Below are 22,554 nucleotides of genomic sequence, written 5' to 3' on the forward strand. Positions count from 1 at the left end.
ACAGAATGACTAAAGAGGTTATTATTGAAAAGATAAACGACTTTCTAATAGATGAGTTTGAAGTAGAAGCAGATGATATAGCTCCTGAGGCTAATTTAAAAGACACTCTAGAATTAGATAGTTTAGACTTTGTTGACCTTGTAGTTGCGGTAGAGTCTAACTTTAGCGTAAAATTAGTTGGAGAAGATTTTGTGAATGTAGAATCTCTTCAAGATTTCTACAACCTAATTGAAAACAAATTAGGATAAACAACTTTACTTGAAATAATTATGGCTGCTGAATGGCAAGGAAAGTCCAGAGGAACCGTTTTAGGATACAAAATTTTTGTGTTTTGTATGAAAAATTTCGGAATTGGCTCTGCATACTTCATCCTCTATTTTGTAGCTTTTTACTTTTGCTTTTTTGCTTCAGAAAGCACTAAGGCTAGCTATTATTATTTTCATAAAAGACGTAAAAACTCCAAACTAAAAAGCTTCTTAAATGTATACAAAAGCTACTATGTTTTTGGCCAAACCATTATTGACAAAGTAGCAATTTCTTCAGGATTAAGAGACAAATTCACCTACCACTTTGATGGTGTAGAGCATATAAACAACGCTTTAAAACAAAAAAAAGGAGGTGTATTAATAAGTGCACATGTTGGTAATTTTGAAATTGCAGAACACTTTTTTGGCGAACTAGAAGAAAACGCTTCAATTAGTATACTAACTACAGATGCAGAACACTCTAACATTAAAGAATACCTAGAGAGTGTAACAGACAAGCCCAAAGTAAAACTTATATTAATTCAAGAAGATTTAAGTCATATTTTTGAAATTAATGCAGCACTTGCTAGAAACGAATTGGTGGTAATTACAGGAGACAGATACATCAAAGGCTCTAAATACTTAACGCAAGACCTACTAGACCAAATAGCAAAATTCCCTGCAGGTCCTTTTATGCTTGCTTCTCGTTTAAAAGTCCCTGTTCTTTTTGTGTATGTAATGAAAGAAACCAACAAACACTACCATCTTTTTACTAGAAAAGCAGAAGCAAAACACAGAGATGCACAAGGCCTTTTAAAGGAATATACCGAAAGTGTTTCTTGGATGCTAAACAAATACCCACTACAATGGTTTAACTATTTTGATTTTTGGGAAACTTTCGATAAAAAAAATTAAGATTACTAGTATTTTTTTATACTTTTCGTAAAAGTTAATAAGTTCTATTATTTACAAAGAGCGATTCTTCAATATGTAGACTTTTATTCCGAAATTACAAAAAAATTATCTTTTGAAAAACGTTTTAGTCATACACTATTCTCAATCAGGACAACTAACCGAAATTGTAAACAATATCGTTTCTCCTTTAGCTAATGATGGCATAAAAATTGACTATCATGAAATTAAAATGGAAAAGCCTTTTCCTTTTCCTTGGAATGAAAAAGCTTTTTATGGAATTTTTCCTGATACTTTTCAGCAAAAACCACAAAAGGTTAAACCTGTTGCGCAAGAGATTCTTAATAAAAAATACGACCTCATCATTTTAGGTTATCAAATTTGGTTTTTAACACCATCCTTGCCAACCACCTCCTTTTTAAACACTGCAGACGCCAAAAAACTACTAAAAAACACACCTGTAGTTACCGTTATTGGCTGCAGAAATATGTGGATTATGGCACAGGAAAAAATGAAGAAAAAACTAATAGATTTACAAGCCAATTTGGTTGGTAATATTGCTTTAGTAGATAGACACATCAACCACATAAGTGTAATTACTATTGAAAAATGGATGATGTCTGGAAAAAAAGAAAGCTACCTTGGTATTTTCCCTAAACCAGGAGTTTCACAAAAAGATATTGATGAAGCCGATAAATTTGGTTTTGTTATAGCAAAACACATAAAAGAAAATAATTTCAACAATTTACAAGAAGCACTATTACAAAAAGGTGCCATAAAAATTAAACCTTTTTTAGTAAAAACAGACCAACGAGCAAATTTCCTTTTTTCTAAATGGGCTAACATAATTCAATCTAAAAGCGAAAAAAACAGTAAAAACCGTACTTTTTGGGTTAAATTATTTAGTTATTATTTATTATTTGCTATTTGGATTCTTGCACCAATTGTTTTTATCTTATTTTTGTTGACCTATGTGTTTTCAATACATAAAATAAAGAAAGACAGATTATACTATTCTTCTGTAAAATATATAGAGTAAGGCATAAAAATGAAAGACGTTTACATAAACAAAGTATCCATATTTTTACCAAACCGTCCAATTTCTAATGATGAAATGGAAGAAAAGTTAGGTACCATAAACGGTAAGACTTCTAAAGGAAGACGAATTGTTTTAAGAAACAACCAAATAAAAACTAGATATTACGCTATTGATGACGATGGTAATATTACACACAACAATGCACAACTAACAAAAGAAGCTGTTGTTGCATTATGTGACCAAGATTTTAAAACCGAAGACATTGAGCTACTTTCTTGTGGTACTTCTAGTCCAGATCAAATTTTACCATCACATGCTGCTATGGTTCATGGGTTTTTACAAAACGGAAACCTTGAAATTAATTCACCTTCTGGTGCTTGTGTTTCTGGTATGAATGCCCTTAAATATGGCTACATGTCTGTAAAATCTGGTGAAACCAAAAACGCAGTATGTACAGGATCTGAGCGTACTTCTTCTTGGATGATGTCTGATACTTTTGAAGAAGAAGTAAAACATCTAGAAACACTAGAAGAAAACCCTATACTAGCCTTTAATAAAGACTTTTTACGTTGGATGCTCTCTGATGGAGCAGGAGCTGTTTTATTAGAAAGCGAACCAAAAGGAAAGCAACCATTAAAAATTGAATGGATGGAAGGCTACTCTTACGCACATGAAGTAGAAGCTTGTATGTATGCTGGAGGAGATAAATTAGAAGACGGATTTTTAAAACCATGGAGTGAATATCCTTCAGACCAATGGAGTAAAAAATCATTATTTGCTATGAAGCAAGACGTAAAACTTCTTAGTGAAAACATATTGGTAAAAGGTGTAGATAGCTTAAAAAAGGCTATTGAAAAACACAACCTAAAACCAGAAGATATAGATTATTACTTACCACACGTTTCTTCGTATTACTTTAAAGATACTTTATACAAAGAAATGGAAGTACAAGGTGTAAAAATACCTTGGGAAAACTGGTTCATGAACCTTAGTAAAGTTGGTAATGTTGGTGCTGGTTCTATCTACATTATGTTAGAAGAATTAGTACACTCAGGAAAACTAAAAAAAGGAGACAATATTCTTTTATCTGTACCAGAAAGTGCTCGTTTTGCTTACGCTTACGCATTATTAACTGTTTGCTAAATGAATTTACCAATAACAGATATATCACATCTAATTCCGCAAAAAACACCATTTGTAATGGTAGACACTTTGCTAGATTTTTCTGCAGATAAAATTGTATCTAGTTTTAAAATTCTAGACACAAATCTTTTTGTACAAGACAATTACTTTTTAGAGTCTGGCATTATAGAAAACCTAGCACAAACCGTTGCTTTACATACTGGTTATGACTATTTTTTAAAAGGAGAAGAAGCACCAACAGGTTATATTGGTTCTATAAAAAAAGTAGAAGTACACCAATTACCTAAGCTAAACGAAACCATAACTACCCAAGCATCGATACTTCATGAATTTATGGGAATAACCATGGTTCAAGTGAAGGCCTTTAACCAAAATAAGGAAGAAATTGCTACTGCAGAAATGAAAACCGTTATTGCTACGTAATGAATAAATTCACATCATTAGATATCACAAAATTTCTACCTCATCGTGCGCCATTTTTAATGGTAGACCATGTGTTATCTATTGATGATGAACATGTAAAAACTTCCTTTAAAATAAAAGAAGATTGTATTTTTTTAGATGAAAACAAGCAATTTAATGAAGTAGGTCTCATTGAAAATGCAGCACAGACCTGTTCTTCAATTGTTGGTAAAAGTTATTTTGAAGAAGATGATCTTGAAGGAGAAGGCACAAAACTTATTGGCTTTATTTCTGCCATAAAAAAAGTAACTATTCTTGCTACTCCTAAAATGGGAGAAACCATACTTTCTGAAGCAAATTTAAAATCTAGATTTGATGCAGATAATTATAGCATTTGTACTTTAGTGTGTACTATTTCAACTTCAAACAAAGAATTATTATCTTGTGAGATGAATTTGTTTATTCAAGAAATACCTAAAAATTAAGGGTTATGAAAAAAAGCGAAGTACCTCAGGATAAAAGTAATTTAGAGTCTGCAAACTTTAGAGAATTGTGCTATGCTGTAGACGAAAATGGCGAATATACTACAGCACACACCACAGGTTGGGACCCAAAAACCATTGCTTTAGACAATGCTATCGACGAAATAAACCAACGTGTAGAAGACGCAAAAAAAAGAGTACACAACAACCAAACTAGCCCAATTGAATATTATATGGAACTCCATAAAATGGACCTTCAAATTTTAGCTAGTTATGTAGGTTTATGGCAATGGCGCGTAAAACGTCATTTTAAACCAAAAGTATTCCAAAAATTATCGAATAAAACCCTTCAAAAATATGCAGATATTTTTGACATTACCATAGAGCAACTTAAAAATATTGAACATGCAAATTAACTTTACACACCATCAATCTGCGCATTGCGAAAATGGTGTGGTTTCTAATTTAATGAAACATCACGGCTTTAACATTAGTGAACCTATGGTATTTGGTATTGGTTCTGGTTTACTGTTTTGTTATATTCCGTTTTTAAAGGTAAATCATGCTCCTGCTATTACGTATAGAGCAATGCCTGGTTTTATTTTTAAACGTTTTGCTAAACGTGTAGGTATAAAAATAGAACGTGAAAAATTTAAAGATCCTAAAAAAGCAAAAGCGGTTTTAGATAATAATTTAAACAACAATAATCCTGTTGGTTTACAAGTTGGTGTTTATAATTTAAGCTATTTTCCAGACGAGTATCGCTTTCATTTTAATGCGCATAACTTAGTGGTTTATGGTAAAGAAGAAAACACCTATTTAATAAGTGATCCGGTTATGGAAACCGTTACTACTTTAACAGACAAAGAGCTTGAAAAAGTAAGATTTGCAAAAGGTGCATTACCACCAAAAGGACATATTTACTATCCTACAAATTTTCCTAAAGAACTAAATCTTGAACAAGCAATAGTTAAAGGTATTAAACATACCTGTAGAGATATGCTAGCTCCAATGCCTATTCTTGGTGTAAAAGGAATTAGATATACCGCAAAACAAATACGAAAATGGCCTAAAAAATTAGGAACTAAAAAAGCCAACCATTACCTAGGGCAGATTGTTAGAATGCAAGAAGAAATAGGAACTGGTGGTGGAGGTTTTCGTTATATTTTCGCTGCTTTTTTACAAGAATCTAGCAAAATACTAAACAACCCTAAGCTTTCCGAACTCTCTAAAGAAATGACGCAAATAGGTGATATTTGGCGTGATTTTGCTGTAGATGCTTCACGTATTTACAAAAACAGAGGTGCTAAAGCCGATGGCTATAATGAAGTAGCATCACAATTAGAGATTCTTGCAGATAAAGAAGAACTATTTTTTAAAGCTTTAAAAAAGGCTATTTAATATGATTAAAATTGAACATATTTCTAAAAAATATAAAACTGCCGAAAATTTTTCGGTAGTCGATTTGGATTTGTTCATTGAAGAGAAAGAAATTTTCGGACTTCTAGGTCCTAATGGAGCAGGAAAAACAACACTAATTTCTATACTTTGCTCACTTATAAAACCCACTTCTGGTTCTTTTACAATTAACGGTTTAAACTATCAAACCCATAAAAACGAACTAAAGCAACTTATTGGTATTGTACCTCAAGAGTATGCACTCTACCCTACACTTACTGCTTTTGAAAATTTAAAATATTTTGGAAGCATGTATGGTTTACATGGTAAAAAGTTGAAAAACAAAATTAACGAGTACTTAGAAATATTAGGATTATCGCAATTTACCAATAAGAGAATAGAAACTTTTTCTGGTGGTATGAAACGTAGAATAAACCTTATTGCAAGTATTTTACACGAACCAAAAGTATTGTTTTTAGATGAACCAACTGTTGGTGTAGATGTACAATCAAAAAATGTAATTATAGAGTTTCTTCAAGATTTAAATAAAAAAGGAACTACTATTATTTACACTTCGCATCACTTAAATGAAGCAGAAGCCTTTTGTACCAAAGTTGCCATTATAGATCATGGTAAATTAATAACCAAAGGAAAACCTGCCGACTTAATAAACAAACAAGAAGGTGCTCACAATCTAGAAGAGGTGTTTTTAAATTTAACAGGAAAAGCTTTAAGAGATCATGCGTAAACTTTGGGCTTCAGCATATAAAGAGTATTTATTACTCATTAAAGATTTTGGTGGTCTTGTGGTATTATTTATCATGCCATTAGTACTTATAATTACCATTACCATCATTCAAGACAGTACTTTTAAAACCATTAGCGATACTAAAATTCCTGTTTTAATAGTAGATAATGATAAAGGAACCGTTGCACAAACCATTCAAGATGGCTTGGCAAACTCTAATACCTTTCAAGTTATTGTAAAGGAAAACGAAACAATAGCTAGAGATTTAGTTTTTTCAGGAAAAAATCAACTTGCTATTATTATTCCTGAGCATCTTTCTTCCGATTTAGAGAAAAAAGTAAACCAGAATGTAGAAGGAATCATTTCTAAATTTGGTTTAGGCGAAGCAAGTGAAACCGAAACAATTCCTATTCCTAAAAAAGAAGTAAAACTTTATTTTGATCCTGCTACACAGCTTACTTTTAAAGCTTCGGTAAAAAATGGAATAGACAAAATGATTTCTAAAATTGAAACACAATCTATCTATAAAGCGTTTCAAGAACAAATAACAGATGACCCAACCGAGGCTATTTTTGAAACCGATAACTTTATTAGTTTTAAAGAAATTTTCCCTGTAAAAAATGACGAAGAAGTACTACCAAACTCTGTGCAACACAATGTTCCTGCGTGGACACTTTTTGCTATTTTCTTCATAATTGTTCCTTTATCTATCAATATAGTAAAAGAAAAAAGCCAAGGTACTTTTGTACGTTTACGTACCAATCCTGTTTCTTACGCAACTGTTTTAGGTGGTAAAACACTAGTTTATTTATGTGTTTGCATCATTCAATTTATATTAATGCTAGCTATTGGTGTGTATCTTTTTCCTGCAATGGGACTTCCTACTTTAGATATTTCAGGACGTTTACCATTGCTTTTTATTGTTGCCATATTCTCTGGTTTGGCAGCAATTGGCTTAGGTTTATTACTAGGTACTATTGCAAAAACCCAAGAACAATCTGCTCCTTTTGGTGCAACCTTTGTAGTTATTTTAGCTGCACTTGGTGGTGTTTGGGTTCCTGTATTTATTATGCCTAAGTTTATGCAAACTTTATCTAATATTTCTCCAATGAATTGGGGTTTAAATGCATTTTACGATGTATTTTTACGAAACACAGGCCTTTTAAAAATTGTACCTGAAATAGGTTTACTATTTTTATTTTTTATAGTAACCACATTAATTGCTATTGTTTATAATGAAAAGAAAAATGCAGTCTAAAACAAAACTAGTAGAACATACTAGCCAAGTACGAGTACGTTTTGTAGAAACAGATCCGCTTGGTATTGTTTGGCATGGAAATTATATTCAATATTTTGAAGATGGTCGTGAATCTTTTGGTAGAAAACATGGTATTTCTTACCTAGACCAAAAAAAACACGGTTATGCAACTCCAATTGTAAAATCTAGCACAGACCACAAACTACCTTTACGCTATGGAGACATTGCTACTATTAAAACCATTTATGTAGATAGTCCTGCTGCTAAAATGATGTTTCGTTATGAAATTTATAACCAAGACAATCAGCTGGTATGCACAGGAACAACGGTTCAAGTTTTTGTAGATAAAATAGGAGAAGGAGATTTATCATTAACAATTCCTGAATTCTTTATGGAATGGAAAAAAAATGTAGGCTTAATTAATGAGTAAGGTTTACGTATCACATAACAATATTATTTCTTCATTAGGTTTTACTAGCGAAGCTGTTGTTGCTAAAATTAGCAAGGAAATCTCTGGTTTACAACGTATAGACGACACATCAATACTACCAGAACCTTTTTATACTTCGTTAATTAACACCCAAAAATTACAAGAAAACTTTAATAAACTACATCCTAAAGCAGATTATATGCGCTTAGAGCAAATGATGATTACTTCATTAAGTAAGGTTATAGATGCTTCTAACGTGCCATTAAATGATCGTGTTGGCTTAATTATTTCAACTACCAAAGGTAACGTAGATGCTTTAGATGCTAATAATCCTTTTTCTGAAGAAAGAGCTTACTTAAGTGAACTAGGCAATCAAATTAAAGATTTCTTTGGCTTTACAAATAATGCCATTGTAGTTTCTAACGCATGTGTTTCTGGTATTTTAGCTATTGCTATTGCAAAAAGATACATACAACAAGGTGTTTATGATCATGTATTTATTGCTAGTGGAGATGTAATTACAGAGTTTATTTTATCTGGTTTTAATTCTTTTCAAGCTTTAAGCAACGAGCCTTGCAAACCTTATGATGCTAACAGAACAGGAATTAATATTGGTGAAGTAGCAGCAAGCGCCTTGGTTACCAATAAAGAAACTAATTTAGCAAAAGAAGCTGTTACTATTTTAGGAGAAGGCTCTTGTAATGATGCCAACCATATTTCTGGTCCTTCAAGAACAGGAGAAGGTTTATACAGAAGTATGCAATCGGCTTTTAAACAAGCTAATATTACAGCAGAAGATGTAGATTTTATTTCTGCTCATGGTACAGCAACCATGTTTAATGATGAAATGGAAGCTATAGCATTTAACAGAATGCAATTAAGTAATGTACCATTAAATAGTTTAAAAGGATATTTTGGACATAGTTTAGGTGCTTCAGGATTGGTAGAAACCATTGTTGGTATGCATGCATTAAAAAACAACACCTTATACAAATCACTAGGTTTTGAAACTTTAGGCGTTAGCAAACCATTAAATATTATTACAGAAACAACAGAAAAAAACATAAATAGATTTTTAAAAACAGCTTCCGGATTTGGTGGTTGTAATACAGCAATCTTATTTCAAAAAACAAATTAACCTATGTCCAATTCATCTATAAAAGCTATAGACGCAATTCAAGAAGCACAAAAAATAGCCTTTGCTCCTTTTGTATTTCAAGCAACAGTCTCTCTAAGAAAACTTGGCGTTTTCGATCTTATTTTCGAAAAAAGAAAAAAAGGAGGCATTACTGTTTCTGCTATTGCTGAAGAATTAAAACTTAGCGATTATGGTGTTGGTGTATTATTAGAAATAGCCGAAAGTGCTAATATTGTTTCAAAAAACGAAACCGAACATTATGCGCTTACCACTATTGGTTACTTTTTAGCCTATAATGAAACGGTTAACGTAAATATTAACTTTACAAACGAAGTATGCTATAAAGGCTTATTTCATTTAGATGAAGCAATAAAAACAGGTAAACCAAAAGGCTTAAAAGAATTAGGAAACTGGAATACGGTTTATGAAGGTTTATCGCAACTTCCACCTTTACAACAACAGTCTTGGTTTGAATTTGATCATCATTATTCTGATGATATTTTTTCGGAAGCCTTAGAGATTTTATTTAAAAAAGACCGAAAAAAAATATTCGATATTGGTGCAAACACAGGAAAATTCACTCTTAAATGCTGCGCTTATAATAGTGATGTTAATATTACTATGATTGATCTTCCTGGTCAATTAAACAAAGCAAAAGCCAATGTTAAAACAGCAGGTTTTCAAGACAGAGTTCAAGGTCATGAAATAGATTGGCTTTCAGAAAACCCAAGCATACCAAGTGATGCAGAAACCATTTGGATGTGTCAATTTTTAGACTGCTTCTCTAAAGAAGAAATTTTAAAAGTACTTAAAACCTGTGTGAGTTCTATGAATGAGAACTCAGAACTAATCATTATAGAAACCTTTACAGACCGACAAAAATTTGATAATGCTAAGTTTATTTTAGAAGCTACATCGCTGTACTTTACAGTAATTGCCAACGGAAACTCTAAAATGTATAAAGCAACAGAATTTAAAGACATAGCAAACGAAGCAGGTTTACAACTTAAAGAAGACATAGAAATTGGCGAATACCATACCATGTTTACCTTTAGTAAAGCATAATACATGAATACAAATTACCACATAAAATCTTTTTGTAGTATAAAGAACAATTGCGTTTCTTTAAACGGTTCTGTGGTATATAAAGAAGAAGAAAACTCGTTTACCCAATTTATAAAAGCAGCGTACAAAAACCAAAACACCAAATATCCTAAGTTTTTTAAAATGGATAATTTAAGTAAACTTGCTTTTTTGGCTGCAGATGTTTTATTAAAAAACGAAAACCTTCCCGAAGATGAAGAAAACAATATTGCTATTGTATTTTCTAACAAAGCTTCCAGTTTAAATACAGACCGAAAACATCAAGAATCTATTCAAAATAAAGAAAGTTATTTTCCTAGCCCAGCCGTTTTTGTGTACACATTACCAAATATTTGTATTGGTGAGATAAGTATAAAATATAAGCTGTATTCTGAAAATAGTTTTTTTATCTTTGACTCGTTTAACGCTACGCATTTGTTAACGTACACAAATAGTTTATTATCAAGCAACAAGGCAGATCAAGTGCTTTGTGGTTGGGTAGAATTTGATAACGAAAACAACTACCAAGCATTTTTATATTTAGTGTCTGCAAAAGGCACAACCAAACATAACAAACAAGACATAATAAAATTATATAATACATAGTATGGACGCATTAAAACAAGAATTAAAAGAAAATATCATTGAGCAATTAAACTTAGAAGATATGACTACTGAAGACATAGCAAATGATGATATGCTTTTTGGTGATGGATTAGGTTTAGACTCTATTGATGCTTTAGAGTTAATTGTAATGTTAGATAAAAGTTATGGTATTAAATTAACAGACCCAAAAGAAGGACGTTCTATTTTTGAGTCTATTAATACTATGGCTGCTTATATTACAGAGCACAGATCTAAGTAACATAATATTCCTGCGAAAGCAGGAATCTCTTTCTAGAGCAAGTAATTACAAACTCTAGTGGCAGAACAAAGCCAAATTATTGCGCGTAATTTATTGAAAATTATTCGTGTACTTGTCTATCGGTAGATAGGTTCGTGGCAAGAAAAAAATAAAATTATAAAAAAAGATTCCTGTGTTTGCAGGAAGATACTATGAGTAAAGGAGTTGCTATAACAGGAATGGGAATTATATCTGCCATTGGAAACAATGTTGCAGAAAATTACCAATCGCTTATACAAGGTAAAAAAGGAATCTCTCGTGTTTCCAAAATTAAAACCAATCATGTAAATGATATTATGGTTGGTGAAATTGATTTTACTAATAAAAACTTAGAGCAACAACTTGCTTTACCAGCAGACAATAATTATTCTAGAACGGCACTTCTTGGCGCTATAGCTGCTAAAGAAGCTATTACAAATGCAGGTATTACAAATATTAACGCGTATAAAACAGGTTTAGTTTCTGCTACTAGTGTTGGTGGTATGGACATGACAGAGCGTTATTATTATGATTATTTAGAAAATAAAGAGTCGCAAAAATATATTGAAGGACATCATGCTGGTGATTCTAGCCAAAAAATTGCAGAGCAATTAGGGATAGAAAAATCTTTAGTTACCACTATTAGTACAGCTTGCTCTTCTGCAGCAAACGCTATTATGCTTGGTGCACGATTAATAAAATCGGGCCAATTAGATCGTGTAGTAGTTGGTGGCACAGACTGCTTATCTAAATTTACCATCAATGGTTTTAAAACCTTGATGATCTTATCAGACACTTACAACACTCCTTTTGATGAAAACCGAAAAGGTTTAAACCTTGGTGAGGCTGCTGCTTATTTAGTTTTAGAATCGGATAAGGTAGTACAAGCAGAAAACAAAAAAGTACTTGCTTACGTAAAAGGCTATGGTAATGCTAATGATGCTTACCACCAAACAGCATCTTCAGAAAATGGAGATGGAGCAACCCTTGCCATGCAAAAAGCATTACACGTTGCAGACTATAATCCTGAAGATATAGATTATATAAATGCACACGGAACTGCTACAGGAAATAATGATTTATCTGAAGGACGAGCTATTATAAGAATATTTGGTGAAAACGTTCCAGATTTTAGCTCTACCAAAGCATACACAGGACATACACTTGCTGCTGCTGGTGCTATTGAAGCGGTATATTCGGTTTTAGCCTTGCAAAATAATGTGATTTATCCTAATCTGAATTTTAAAACACAGATGAAGGAATTTAATATTACTCCGCAACTAGAACTTAAAGAAAAACCACTACAAACCATTATGTCTAATTCCTTTGGTTTTGGAGGAAACTGCTCCACTGTAATATTTTCAAAAGAGCAATAACCATGAAAAAAGTATATATAAATAGCATCGCCTCCATTTCAGCTCAAAAAACATTTGAAAACACTTCATTTTTAAATGACATAGAAGACCATGAAGCAAATGTTATTACAGTTATCAATCCTAAATACAAAGATTTTATACCTCCTGCTGCTGCAAGAAGAATGGCAAAAGGTATAAAAATGGGTGTTGTTGCTTCAAAATTATCACTAAAAGAAGCTGGCTTAGAGCATGTAGATGCTATTATTACAGGAACAGGAATGGGTTGTGTACGCGATTCAGAAAAATTTGTTAGTGCTATTATAGATAATGATGAGCAATACCTTACTCCTACTTCTTTTATTCAATCTACACACAATACGGTTGGTGGACAAATTGCCTTAGATCTACAGTGTAAAGGCTATAATTTTACATACGTACATGCTAGTAATTCTTTTGAATCTGCATTGTTAGATGCAAAATTACAACTAGAACTAAACGAAGAAAAAAACATCCTTATTGGTGGTGTTGATGAGTTGGGAGACCACACCACAGCAATACATAAAATTGTAAATCATATTAAAACAGAACCTGTAAAAGTTTCGCAAGTTTTAAAGGCCAATACAAAAGGTGCTGTATTTGGTGAAGGTGCTAATTTTTTTGTGCTTTCTAATGAAAAAAAAACTTCTTCATACGCAGAAGTTGTTGCTTTAAAAACATACAACACCTTGGCAGAAAATGAAGTTTTACAAGAAGCATTACAGTTTTTAAAAGAAAATAACCTTAGTATTAATGACATAGATCTTCTAGTACTTGGTAATAATGGCGATGTAGATTTTGATACTTATTACCATACACTTTCTAAAGGATTTCAAAACGTAGCAATAGCCAATTACAAACATATAAGTGGGGAGTTTAACACAGCATCTTCTTTCGGGTTTTGGTTGGCTTCAAAAATTTTAAAAACACAAACCATTCCTGAGGTTGTAAAAGGCAACAATACAACAACCGCTTCAATAAAAACCATCTTGTTATACAACCAGTATCGTGGAGAAAATCATAGTTTCACTGTACTACAACAATGTTAAATTTTAAAACGGTAAATATTGTTTCCAGCTTTATTTTAATTGGGTTACTTATTGCTTACGCCTTTTTTAGTTTTTCTGTTTGGTTTATTGTTGTATTCTTATTCACTTGGTTATTAATTACTATTGCTGGCTCTTCTTTTATTGGATGGAATTATCATATTGAAGCCTTAAACGCCAATCATAAAACCGCAAAAAACCAAGTAGCCATTACTTTTGATGATGGACCAAACCCAGAATTTACACCTAAAGTGTTGGCGCTTCTTAAAAGCTATAATGCAAAAGCTACTTTTTTCTGTATTGGTAAACATATAGAAATGCATCCTGAAATTTTTAAAAGTATTGTAGCGCAAGGACATACTATTGGCAATCATACCTATTCACACAGCAATAATTTCGGCTTTTTTTCTACTGAAAAAATAATAGAAGAATTACAACATACCAACAAGATCATTAAACAACAAATTGGAGTGAATGTACAACTGTACAGACCTGCTTTTGGAGTAACAAACCCAAGAATAAAACGCGCTATAAAAACGGTAAAATTACAAGCAGTTGGTTGGAGTAAACGCTCTCTAGACACTACAGATTTAAACGAAAAAACCATATTAAAAAGAGCTACGCGAAATCTTAAAAAAGGAGATGTTATTCTGTTACACGATACTAGCGATAAATCTGTTGCTGTTTTGGAACAGTTATTGTTATTTTTACAGCAACAAAAATTAGAATCTGTAACCATAGATTCTTTATTTAATATTAAAGCATATGCATAAGCTAGTATATATATTATTTTTTATTGTTTTTGCTACACAAGCACAAACTAAAATGAACAACATAGAGGCAACTGCCTTAAAAACAAAAGTAAAAGCACTAGCAAACACTACGCAAACCATTTCTAGTGATTTTGTACAATACAAGCATTTAGATTTTCTAGATAATGATATTAAAACCTCAGGAAAACTAGCTTTTAAAGCACCAGATATTGTAAAATGGGAATATATAAACCCTTTTAAATATTCTATTTTATTTAAAGACGAAACCCTTTTTATAAATGATGAAGGCAATAAAAGCAATGTAGATATTGGTAGTAATAAAATGTTTAAAAAGTTGAATAAACTGATTATTAGTAGCGTAAAAGGCGACATGTTTGACACCACAGAGTTTGCTATTGAATATTTTAAAAAAGACAATAATAGCTTGGTTTATTTTAGTCCTAAAAACGAAAAATTTTCTAAATACATTCAAACCTTTCAAATTACATTTAATGAAAAAGGAGATGTCATAGAAATTAAAATGATAGAACCTTCTCAAGATTACACCAAGATTGTATTCACAAATAAAAAGCTAAACACCACATTAGATAATGCGATATTTACTCATTAGTGTATGCTTTTTTTGTTTTGGCTGTGCATCCTTCTCTAAAAAAAACAACTTCAACCCTGTTACAACAACTAGTAATATTAGTAATCCTTATTTTGCTAATACTAGTCTAGACTACATCTATAAAGCAAACATTGAAGTGTATGACAATACTTTTGGAGGTATTTTTATTGTAAAAAAATTAGGCGAACAACAACACCGCATAGTTTTTACCACAGAAATGGGAAACAAGCTTTTTGATTTTTCATTTAATAAAGACCAATTTAAAGTAAACTATATTCTTGAAGATTTAGATAAAAAAATTCTCATTAATATTTTAAAGAAAGATTTTAAAGTATTGATAACCGAAAACCTAAAAACAGAAGAAACCTATTCTTTTCATTCGGAAACTATCAAAAAAACGAAGCTTAGTAACAAAACTTACTATTATTTTGAAACACCAGAACTAAGCCAAGTTATTAGAGCAAATAATCAAAAAGAAAAGGTAAGATTTCTCTTTACCAAAATAAATGATAATATTGCACAACATATAGAGATTATACACTCTAATATTAAACTAAAAATTAGCCTTAAATCTATTAATTAAAAAACAACCAATGAAAAAAATCATTTTAAGCTTAGCCTTAATTATTGCAAGTACCACAGCGTTTTCACAAGTAACCGTAAGTCCTGGAATTAAAACAGGATTAAACCTTGCAAACTTAACTAACGTAGATAACTCTAAAACTAAACTAGGATTTCAAGGCGGATTATTTGTTAATATACATTTAGCAAATTTCTACGAGTTACAAGTTGAAACAACTTATTCTAATCAAGGTACTACAATTGAATATAGAAGCCATAGTTCTGGTTTTGATCCAGGAACTCGTTATGAAGATGATTTAAATTTAGAATACATAAGTTTAAACTTAGCAAATAAATTTTTCCCTATAAAAGATTTAGGTTTAAATTTTATAGTTGGACCTACTATAGATATTCTAGTAAACTCAGGAGAATATAACGATATTTTACCTATTGATTTTTCTGTTTTTGGAGGACTTGGTTATGAATTTCCTTTTGGTTTAGGTCTAGAACTAAGATATAAACAAGGGTTAATAGATGTTAGAGACGACTATTATGATTATTATGACGAAGATGATTTTTATAATAGAGATAATATATTAAATGGAGTGATTCAATTTGGAGTTACTTACAAATTCGATTTTAGTAGATAATCTATGAAAAACCACTACTTTTTATTTATTTTACTTTTCGTTTTCAGTATTTCTTTTTCTCAAGAAACTAAAGAACTAGAAAACGAAAAACTACCTGTATATTTAGGTTTTAGAACAGGAGCAAATACTTCTAACCTTTCATACAGTGATTTAAATTATAAAATTGGTGGTTATTTTGGGCTTTTTATAAATTTTAAAGCTTCGCAACTATATAGATTGCAATTAGAAATGGGGTATTCTAGTCAAGGTGGTACATCTACTTCTAAAAACCCAAATAGTTTATATCTAGATTACTTTACTTTTTCGGCAGTAAATAAATTTTATTTAAAAAATTCTGGATTTCATTTTTTGGTATATCCTAGTATAGAACTAGATATAGATGCTTCTACTTTTGGAGACGATAAAAAAAACGGAGTTACAGATATAGATCTTGCTTTAGGAGCTGGTTTTGGTTATGCTTTTAACAATAATTTTATTATTGAAACAAGATTTAAACACGGACTTATAGATACAGATATTCAATTATTTAATAATAACGATACAGATATGTACAACATCGTATTTCAATTAGGTGTATCTTACAAATTCAAAATTAAAGATTAAAGCATGCAATTAAAAGACTTTTATACTGTAAATAATGTAGCTGTTACAGAAAACAATGCAACTGCAAATATTACCATAAATAAAGATCACGAAATCTTTAAAGGACATTTTCCTGGAAACCCTGTAACTCCAGGAGTTTGCATGATGCAAATTATTAAAGAGTTAACCGAAGGAGTAGTTGGCAAAAAATTAATGATGCAATCTTCAAGCAACATCAAGTTTATGGCAATTATAAACCCAGAAAAAACACCAGATTTAGTACTAACACTAAACATTAGTGAAACCGAAAATGGCTATAAAGTAAAAAATAGCACTACGTTTGATGAAACTGTGGCATTAAAATTGACAAGTAACTTTATAGAAAAATAAATTACTTATGAAATCTATACTTGTACTTCTTGCTACTTTATGTTTTACTATGCAATCTTTAGACTTAAATTCTATAAGAGATGCTTATAAAGATGCAGCACAAGACAAGACAAAAACCGAAGCTTTTTATAACGCTTTAAAAAAAGTTACCAAAAAAAATAAAGTAGAATTGGTTGCTTACAAAGGTGCTGCAATTGCACTCGTCTCTAAACAAGCTATAACCTTAAAAGAAAAAAAAGAAGGATTTATAGAAGGTGTAACTTTAGTAGAATACGCTATTACAAAAGCACCTAATAATATAGAAGTGCGCTTTATACGTTTAGGTATTCAAGAAAACACTCCGAAGCTTTTAAAATACAAAGACAATATTGAAAAAGATAAGCTCTTTATCTTAAAACAATATAAAAACATCTCTTCTTCACATTTAAAAAATCACATCAAAGACTATATTTTACAGTCTAAAGCCTTTACAGATGAAGAAAAAACCTTAATTTTAGACTCGTAAAAAGAAAACACTTTCTTAGTGACTAACGAGCTATTAATTAATAAAATAAACAATCTGAAAATCTGTGTGTTAATTCCAACATACAACAACGAGCGCACTTTAAAACGTGTAATCGATGGTGTTTTGCAATACACAAATAACATTATTATTATTAATGATGGTTCTACAGATAGCACGGCACAAATACTAGAAAACTATACCCAAGTACAACATATTCTAGTACCACAAAACCAAGGAAAAGGAAATGCCTTACGCCAAGGTTTCATTAAAGCTAGTACTTTAGGTTACGATTATGCCATAACTATAGATTCTGACGGACAACATTTTCCGGAAGACATACAAGTATTTGTAGAAGCTTTAGAACAAGCCGAAAACAAAAACCTCTTACTTATTGGAGCTCGTAATATGAGCCATGAATCGGTTCCTGGAAAAAGTAGTTTTGGTAATAAGTTTTCAAACTTTTGGTTTTGGTTTGAAACAGGAATTAAACTTACAGATACACAATCTGGTTTTCGTTTGTATCCTTTAAAAGCATTAAACAAACTTCATTTTTACACCAAAAAATTCGAGTTTGAAATTGAAGTTATTGTAAAAGCTGCTTGGAATGACGTACTAGTAAAAAACGTACCAGTACAAGTATTGTATGATGAAACCGAACGCGTTTCGCACTTTAGGCCTTTTAAAGATTTTACCAGAATAAGTATTTTAAATACCTGTTTGGTTTTAATATTGATCTTTTACATTAAACCTCGCGATTTATTTAGAAAATTAAAAAAAAAAGGCATTAAACGATTCTTTATAGAAGACTTTTTAGGCCACCAAGACTCGCCAACAAAAAAAGCATTATCGGTTGCACTTGGTGTATTTATTGGCTTATCTCCTTTTTGGGGTTTTCACACACTTATTGTAATATCGCTTGCCATACTGTTTAATCTAAATAAAGCCATCGCTTTTGGTTTTTCAAACGTAAGCTTACCTCCTTTTATTCCTTTTGTTTTGTATGCAAGCTCTAAAATTGGGCAAACTATTTTAGGTGTAGATTACAACTATACTTTAGAAATGTTTAAAAATGGATTTGAAATTACAGACCACTTAAAAACTTACGTAGTTGGTAGTTTTACACTAGCTATAATTGCTGCTACTGTTTTAGGTATAGCTAGTTTTATCGTATTTAGTGTTTTTACTAAAAAGAACATCTCGCTACAAAATGGATAAACTATTTTACAACATATATCAACGTGTAGCTGCTCAAAAACTATGGAGCATAGGTATTTTGTTTGCAAGTATTATTGGTTTGTTTTTTCTAGCTTCTAATGTAGAATTTGAAGAAGATATTACAAAGTTAATTCCGCAAAGCGAAAAATCTTCCGAAGCACAAAAAGTGCTAAAACAAGTAAATTTTGCAGATAAAATTATTGTAAACATACAGCGTAAAGAAAACGGAAACCTAGAAGATTTAACCACTTTTGCTACGCAGTTTATAGATAGTATTTCTAATTCTTCAAAAGCATTTATAAAAGACATACAAGGGCAAGTTGCAGATGAAGATGTAATGAACACCTTAAACTTTGTTTACAACAATTTACCTTTATTTCTAGACGAAAACGATTACCAAACTATTGCGCAAAAACTGCATAAAGACAGTATTCAAAATACAACAAACGCCAATTATAAAACCTTAATTTCTCCTTCTGGTTTTATTGCTAAAGAAACCATTTTAAAAGATCCTTTAGGCTTGTCTTTTATTGCTTTAAAAAAACTACAAGAACTTAGCTTTGGTGATGACTTTACCTTGCACAACGGATTTATAATTAGCAAAGACAAAAACAATGTGCTTCTTTTTATCACACCAACTTTTGCTTCTAGTGAAACCGCAGAAAACGCAATCTTTGCAGATAATTTATACGCTTTACAAGAGCAGCTAAACACCACATTTAAAGATAAAGTTGTTGCCGAATATTTTGGCGGAGCTCTTATTGCAGTAGCTAATGCCAAACAAATTAAAAAAGACATACAGCTTACTGTTGGTATTGCTGTAACGGTTTTACTATGCATTTTAATTCTGTTTTACAGAAAACTTAGCATACCAATTATACTATTTACACCAACCGTTTTAGGTGCACTCTTAGCGGTAAGTTTACTTTACCTTATTCGTGGTAAAATATCTGCCATTTCTTTAGGTATTGGTTCTGTACTTTTAGGTGTAACGTTAGATTATGCCTTGCACATACTAACACATATACGCAGTAATAACAACGTAAAACAGCTATACACAGAAATTACCAAACCTATTTTAATGAGTAGTTTAACTACTGCTCTAGCTTTTTTATGTTTGCTTTTTATAGAGTCGCAAGCATTACAAGATTTGGGTATTTTTGCTGCAATTAGCGTATTAGGTGCTTCGGTTTTTGCGCTTCTTTTTATTCCGCAAGTGTATAGCACAAAAGCCGAAACAAAGACTAAAAAAAACATAATAGATCGTGTTGCGTCTTATCCTTTACATAAAAACAAATGGAGTTTAATTGCTTTAGTAATCTTATTAAGCATTAGTGCTTTTACCTATAATAAAGTAACTTTTAATAACGATTTAGCCAAACTAAACTATGAGCCTAAAGCCTTAGTAGATGCACAACAAAGACTAGATGCACTTACTAATATATCTTCAAAATCTGTGTATTTAGCAACCTACGGAAATACAGAAAACGAAGCCTTACAAGCAAATGATGCTATTTATCCTATGCTAAAAAAGCTTCAGAAAGAAGATAAAATAATTCAGTTTAGCTCTATTGGTTCTTTAATTCAATCGGAAGAAATTCAGCTTCAAAAAATTAATAATTGGAAACTTTTTTGGTCTCCTCAAAACATACAAAACACAACGCAAAATTTAATAGAAAGCGGAAACACCTTAGGTTTTAAACCTACTACTTTTAAAAACTTTTATGCGCTTTTAAAAACAAATTTTAAGCCTTTAACTGTTGCAGATTTTAAAGCTTTAAAAACCATTTCTTCAGAAGATTATATTACTACTAAAGACCATTTTTCTACAGTAACTACTTTAGTTAAAGTGCAAGAAGAAAACACAGAAAATTTAATAAACACCTTTGAAAACCAAGAAAAAACGGTTGTTGTAGATAGAAAACACATGAATGAAACCTTTTTAGGAAACCTAAAAAATGATTTTAATCGCTTGGTTTTATATTCTTCTATTGTAGTGTTACTACTGTTATTCTTGTTTTACAAAAGCACCTCTTTAACCTTAGTTACTGCAGTGCCAATTGCACTTACTTGGTTGCTTACTATTGGTACTATGGGACTTTTTGGTATCGAGTTTAACATCTTTAATATCATTATTTCTACCTTTATTTTTGGTTTAGGTATAGACTATTGCATCTTTATTACCAATGGTTTACTACATGAATATAAAACAGGAGAAAAGGCATTACCAACCCATAAAACCTCTATTATACTTTCGGTAATTACCACAATTTTAGGCGTTGGTGTTTTAATTTTTGCAAAACATCCTGCACTACACTCTATTTCTTTAGTGTCTATCATTGGTATTTTATCTGCTTTGTTTATTTCGTTTAGCATACAACCCTTACTGTTTAAATTATTTATTGGTAGCAAAACCAAAAGACCTATTACCTTACGTTTGTTTTTACATTCTGTAGTCTCTTTTGGTTATTATGGTATTGGCGGATTTTTATTATCGCTAATTAGTGTGGTTTTAATTCCTATTATTCCGCTTTCTAAAAAATTAAAAATGTCTTGGTTTCATAAAGTACTTTCTTCCTTTATGAAATCGGTTTTATACACCAATCCTTTTGTTAAAAAAAGCATTATAAACGCTAGTAAAGAAGACTTTAAAAAACAAGCGGTTATTATCTCTAATCACACTTCTTTTCTAGATATTTTAGCCATTGGTATGTTGCATCCAAAAATCATTTTCTTAGTGAATGACTGGGTGTACAACTCGCCTATTTTTGGTAAAGCAGTAAAACTTGCAGGTTTTTATCCTGTTTCTAATGGTATAGATAATGGCTTATCTCATTTACAAGCAAAAGTAGATCAAGGCTACTCGTTAATGGCTTTTCCTGAAGGAACACGTTCTAACACCAACAAAATAAAACGCTTTCACAAAGGTGCTTTTTACTTAGCAGAACAGTTTCATTTAGATATTATTCCTGTGCTTATTCATGGTAATTCTGAAGTGTTACCAAAAGGAAGTTTTATTATTAAAAACGGAAGCATTACCTTAAAAGTTTTAGATAGAATTACAACCAACAACACCAATTTTGGTACAAACTCTAGAGAAAAAACAAAGGCGATTAGCACACATTTTAAAAAAGAATTTAATAAGCTTCGCAATGAAATAGAAGATGCAACCTACTTTCATCGTATTGTTCTTGAAGACTATAGATATAAAGGGGATGCACTTTACCAAAAGGTAAAAACCGACTTAAAAACCAACGCTAAAATATATAAAACAATTTTAGATGTGGTGGATGAAAAAGCGAGTATTGTTCATCTTTCTAAAGATGCTGGACAACTAGATTTTTTATTAGCTTTAGACAGACCAGACCGAAAAATATACACTTACATTACAGATCAAGAAGAAAGCATTATTGTAAAAAATAGCTACATTGCAAATACACATTATAAAATAGTTGTTTCTAATACTATTGAAGAAACACTAGAAAACAAAGCCAATGTTGCTATTATTAATTTAGAAGGTCTCTCTGAAAAAGAAATAAAAAACATGGCAAACACTGCAAATCTTTTTATTTTATTAAAAGATTGCCGAAATTTATATACAGATATTTTAAAATCTTTAGGTTTTAAATTAGAAATAGAAAACGATACACTTAGTATCTTAAAAAAATAA

General features: G+C 31.1%; 26 protein-coding genes. All 26 read left to right on the forward strand.

Annotated features, from left to right (window positions below; genetic code table 11):
• The first annotated feature begins 5 nt into the window (after positions 1-5).
• The 26 genes from ACFSSB_RS10430 to ACFSSB_RS10555 all read left to right on the forward strand — a co-directional run bounded on the left by ACFSSB_RS10430 (position 6) and on the right by ACFSSB_RS10555 (position 22,554).
• Positions 6-248, forward strand: coding sequence for a phosphopantetheine-binding protein (locus ACFSSB_RS10430; RefSeq protein ID WP_215965825.1), 243 nt, complete (start codon positions 6-8; stop codon positions 246-248).
• Between the two features lie 21 nt (positions 249-269).
• Complete coding sequence (locus ACFSSB_RS10435) at positions 270-1,160, forward strand: LpxL/LpxP family acyltransferase (protein WP_379903920.1); 891 nt, start codon at positions 270-272, stop codon at positions 1,158-1,160.
• A gap of 112 nt (positions 1,161-1,272) precedes the next feature.
• On the forward strand, positions 1,273-2,196 hold the full coding sequence (locus ACFSSB_RS10440; RefSeq protein ID WP_379903922.1) for a dialkylrecorsinol condensing enzyme DarA: 924 nt from the start codon (positions 1,273-1,275) through the stop codon (positions 2,194-2,196).
• Positions 2,197-2,205: 9 nt separating this feature from the next.
• Positions 2,206-3,339, forward strand: coding sequence for a beta-ketoacyl-ACP synthase III (locus tag ACFSSB_RS10445; RefSeq protein ID WP_379903924.1), 1,134 nt, complete (start codon positions 2,206-2,208; stop codon positions 3,337-3,339).
• Positions 3,340-3,762 carry a hypothetical protein gene (locus ACFSSB_RS10450; RefSeq protein WP_379903926.1) on the forward strand — a complete coding sequence of 141 codons (423 nt, stop codon included), beginning with the start codon at positions 3,340-3,342 and terminating at the stop codon, positions 3,760-3,762.
• Positions 3,762-4,226 carry an ABC transporter permease gene (locus ACFSSB_RS10455; RefSeq protein ID WP_379903928.1) on the forward strand — a complete coding sequence of 155 codons (465 nt, stop codon included), beginning with the start codon at positions 3,762-3,764 and terminating at the stop codon, positions 4,224-4,226. The genes ACFSSB_RS10450 and ACFSSB_RS10455 overlap by 1 nt, the downstream gene beginning before the upstream one ends.
• Positions 4,227-4,231: 5 nt before the next feature.
• On the forward strand, positions 4,232-4,639 hold the full coding sequence (locus tag ACFSSB_RS10460) for a hypothetical protein (RefSeq protein WP_379903930.1): 408 nt from the start codon (positions 4,232-4,234) through the stop codon (positions 4,637-4,639).
• The gene (locus ACFSSB_RS10465; RefSeq protein WP_379903932.1) at positions 4,629-5,624 is read left to right on the forward strand and encodes a BtrH N-terminal domain-containing protein; all 996 of its coding nucleotides are present in this window, start codon (positions 4,629-4,631) and stop codon (positions 5,622-5,624) included. Before ACFSSB_RS10460 ends, ACFSSB_RS10465 begins: the two co-directional genes overlap by 11 nt.
• A gap of 1 nt (position 5,625) precedes the next feature.
• The gene (locus ACFSSB_RS10470; protein WP_379903934.1) at positions 5,626-6,369 is read left to right on the forward strand and encodes an ABC transporter ATP-binding protein; all 744 of its coding nucleotides are present in this window, start codon (positions 5,626-5,628) and stop codon (positions 6,367-6,369) included.
• Positions 6,362-7,627 carry an ABC transporter permease gene (locus tag ACFSSB_RS10475; protein WP_379903936.1) on the forward strand — a complete coding sequence of 422 codons (1,266 nt, stop codon included), beginning with the start codon at positions 6,362-6,364 and terminating at the stop codon, positions 7,625-7,627. Before ACFSSB_RS10470 ends, ACFSSB_RS10475 begins: the two co-directional genes overlap by 8 nt.
• Positions 7,605-8,057: an acyl-CoA thioesterase gene (locus tag ACFSSB_RS10480; protein ID WP_379903938.1), complete on the forward strand. Its 453-nt coding sequence runs from the start codon at positions 7,605-7,607 to the stop codon at positions 8,055-8,057. Before ACFSSB_RS10475 ends, ACFSSB_RS10480 begins: the two co-directional genes overlap by 23 nt.
• Positions 8,050-9,195 (forward strand): beta-ketoacyl-[acyl-carrier-protein] synthase family protein, encoded by a 1,146-nt coding sequence (locus ACFSSB_RS10485; protein ID WP_379903940.1) that lies wholly within the window; start codon positions 8,050-8,052, stop codon positions 9,193-9,195. The genes ACFSSB_RS10480 and ACFSSB_RS10485 overlap by 8 nt, the downstream gene beginning before the upstream one ends.
• Before the next feature lie 3 nt (positions 9,196-9,198).
• Positions 9,199-10,260: a methyltransferase gene (locus tag ACFSSB_RS10490; protein ID WP_379903942.1), complete on the forward strand. Its 1,062-nt coding sequence runs from the start codon at positions 9,199-9,201 to the stop codon at positions 10,258-10,260.
• A 3-nt stretch (positions 10,261-10,263) separates the two neighbouring features.
• Positions 10,264-10,884 carry a 3-oxoacyl-ACP synthase gene (locus ACFSSB_RS10495; protein ID WP_379903944.1) on the forward strand — a complete coding sequence of 207 codons (621 nt, stop codon included), beginning with the start codon at positions 10,264-10,266 and terminating at the stop codon, positions 10,882-10,884.
• Position 10,885: 1 nt separating this feature from the next.
• Entirely contained in the window at positions 10,886-11,143 is a 258-nt protein-coding gene (locus tag ACFSSB_RS10500) for a phosphopantetheine-binding protein (protein WP_215965811.1), read from the forward strand.
• A 191-nt stretch (positions 11,144-11,334) separates the two neighbouring features.
• Positions 11,335-12,537, forward strand: a complete 1,203-nt coding sequence (locus ACFSSB_RS10505) for a beta-ketoacyl-[acyl-carrier-protein] synthase family protein (RefSeq protein ID WP_379903947.1) — start codon at positions 11,335-11,337, stop codon at positions 12,535-12,537.
• A 2-nt stretch (positions 12,538-12,539) separates the two neighbouring features.
• Positions 12,540-13,601, forward strand: coding sequence for a beta-ketoacyl synthase N-terminal-like domain-containing protein (locus tag ACFSSB_RS10510; protein WP_379903949.1), 1,062 nt, complete (start codon positions 12,540-12,542; stop codon positions 13,599-13,601).
• Complete coding sequence (locus ACFSSB_RS10515; protein ID WP_379903951.1) at positions 13,595-14,371, forward strand: polysaccharide deacetylase family protein; 777 nt, start codon at positions 13,595-13,597, stop codon at positions 14,369-14,371. The genes ACFSSB_RS10510 and ACFSSB_RS10515 overlap by 7 nt, the downstream gene beginning before the upstream one ends.
• Positions 14,364-14,981: a LolA family protein gene (locus ACFSSB_RS10520; protein WP_379903953.1), complete on the forward strand. Its 618-nt coding sequence runs from the start codon at positions 14,364-14,366 to the stop codon at positions 14,979-14,981. The genes ACFSSB_RS10515 and ACFSSB_RS10520 overlap by 8 nt, the downstream gene beginning before the upstream one ends.
• Positions 14,962-15,564, forward strand: a complete 603-nt coding sequence (locus tag ACFSSB_RS10525) for a hypothetical protein (protein ID WP_379903955.1) — start codon at positions 14,962-14,964, stop codon at positions 15,562-15,564. Before ACFSSB_RS10520 ends, ACFSSB_RS10525 begins: the two co-directional genes overlap by 20 nt.
• 10 nt (positions 15,565-15,574) lie before the next feature.
• Positions 15,575-16,192: a porin family protein gene (locus ACFSSB_RS10530; RefSeq protein ID WP_379903957.1), complete on the forward strand. Its 618-nt coding sequence runs from the start codon at positions 15,575-15,577 to the stop codon at positions 16,190-16,192.
• Positions 16,193-16,195: 3 nt separating this feature from the next.
• A complete protein-coding gene (locus tag ACFSSB_RS10535) occupies positions 16,196-16,795 on the forward strand; it encodes an outer membrane beta-barrel protein (RefSeq protein WP_379903959.1) in 600 nt (199 codons plus the stop codon).
• A 3-nt stretch (positions 16,796-16,798) separates the two neighbouring features.
• A complete protein-coding gene (locus ACFSSB_RS10540) occupies positions 16,799-17,164 on the forward strand; it encodes a 3-hydroxyacyl-ACP dehydratase (RefSeq protein WP_379903961.1) in 366 nt (121 codons plus the stop codon).
• A 7-nt stretch (positions 17,165-17,171) separates the two neighbouring features.
• Positions 17,172-17,669 (forward strand): hypothetical protein, encoded by a 498-nt coding sequence (locus ACFSSB_RS10545; protein ID WP_379903963.1) that lies wholly within the window; start codon positions 17,172-17,174, stop codon positions 17,667-17,669.
• 18 nt (positions 17,670-17,687) lie between these two features.
• On the forward strand, positions 17,688-18,884 hold the full coding sequence (locus ACFSSB_RS10550; RefSeq protein WP_379903965.1) for a DUF2062 domain-containing protein: 1,197 nt from the start codon (positions 17,688-17,690) through the stop codon (positions 18,882-18,884).
• A complete protein-coding gene (locus ACFSSB_RS10555; protein ID WP_379903967.1) occupies positions 18,877-22,554 on the forward strand; it encodes an MMPL family transporter in 3,678 nt (1,225 codons plus the stop codon). Before ACFSSB_RS10550 ends, ACFSSB_RS10555 begins: the two co-directional genes overlap by 8 nt.

Origin of the sequence: Lacinutrix gracilariae, assembly GCF_042684485.1 — a bacterium.
Taxonomy (GTDB): domain Bacteria; phylum Bacteroidota; class Bacteroidia; order Flavobacteriales; family Flavobacteriaceae; genus Oceanihabitans; species Oceanihabitans gracilariae.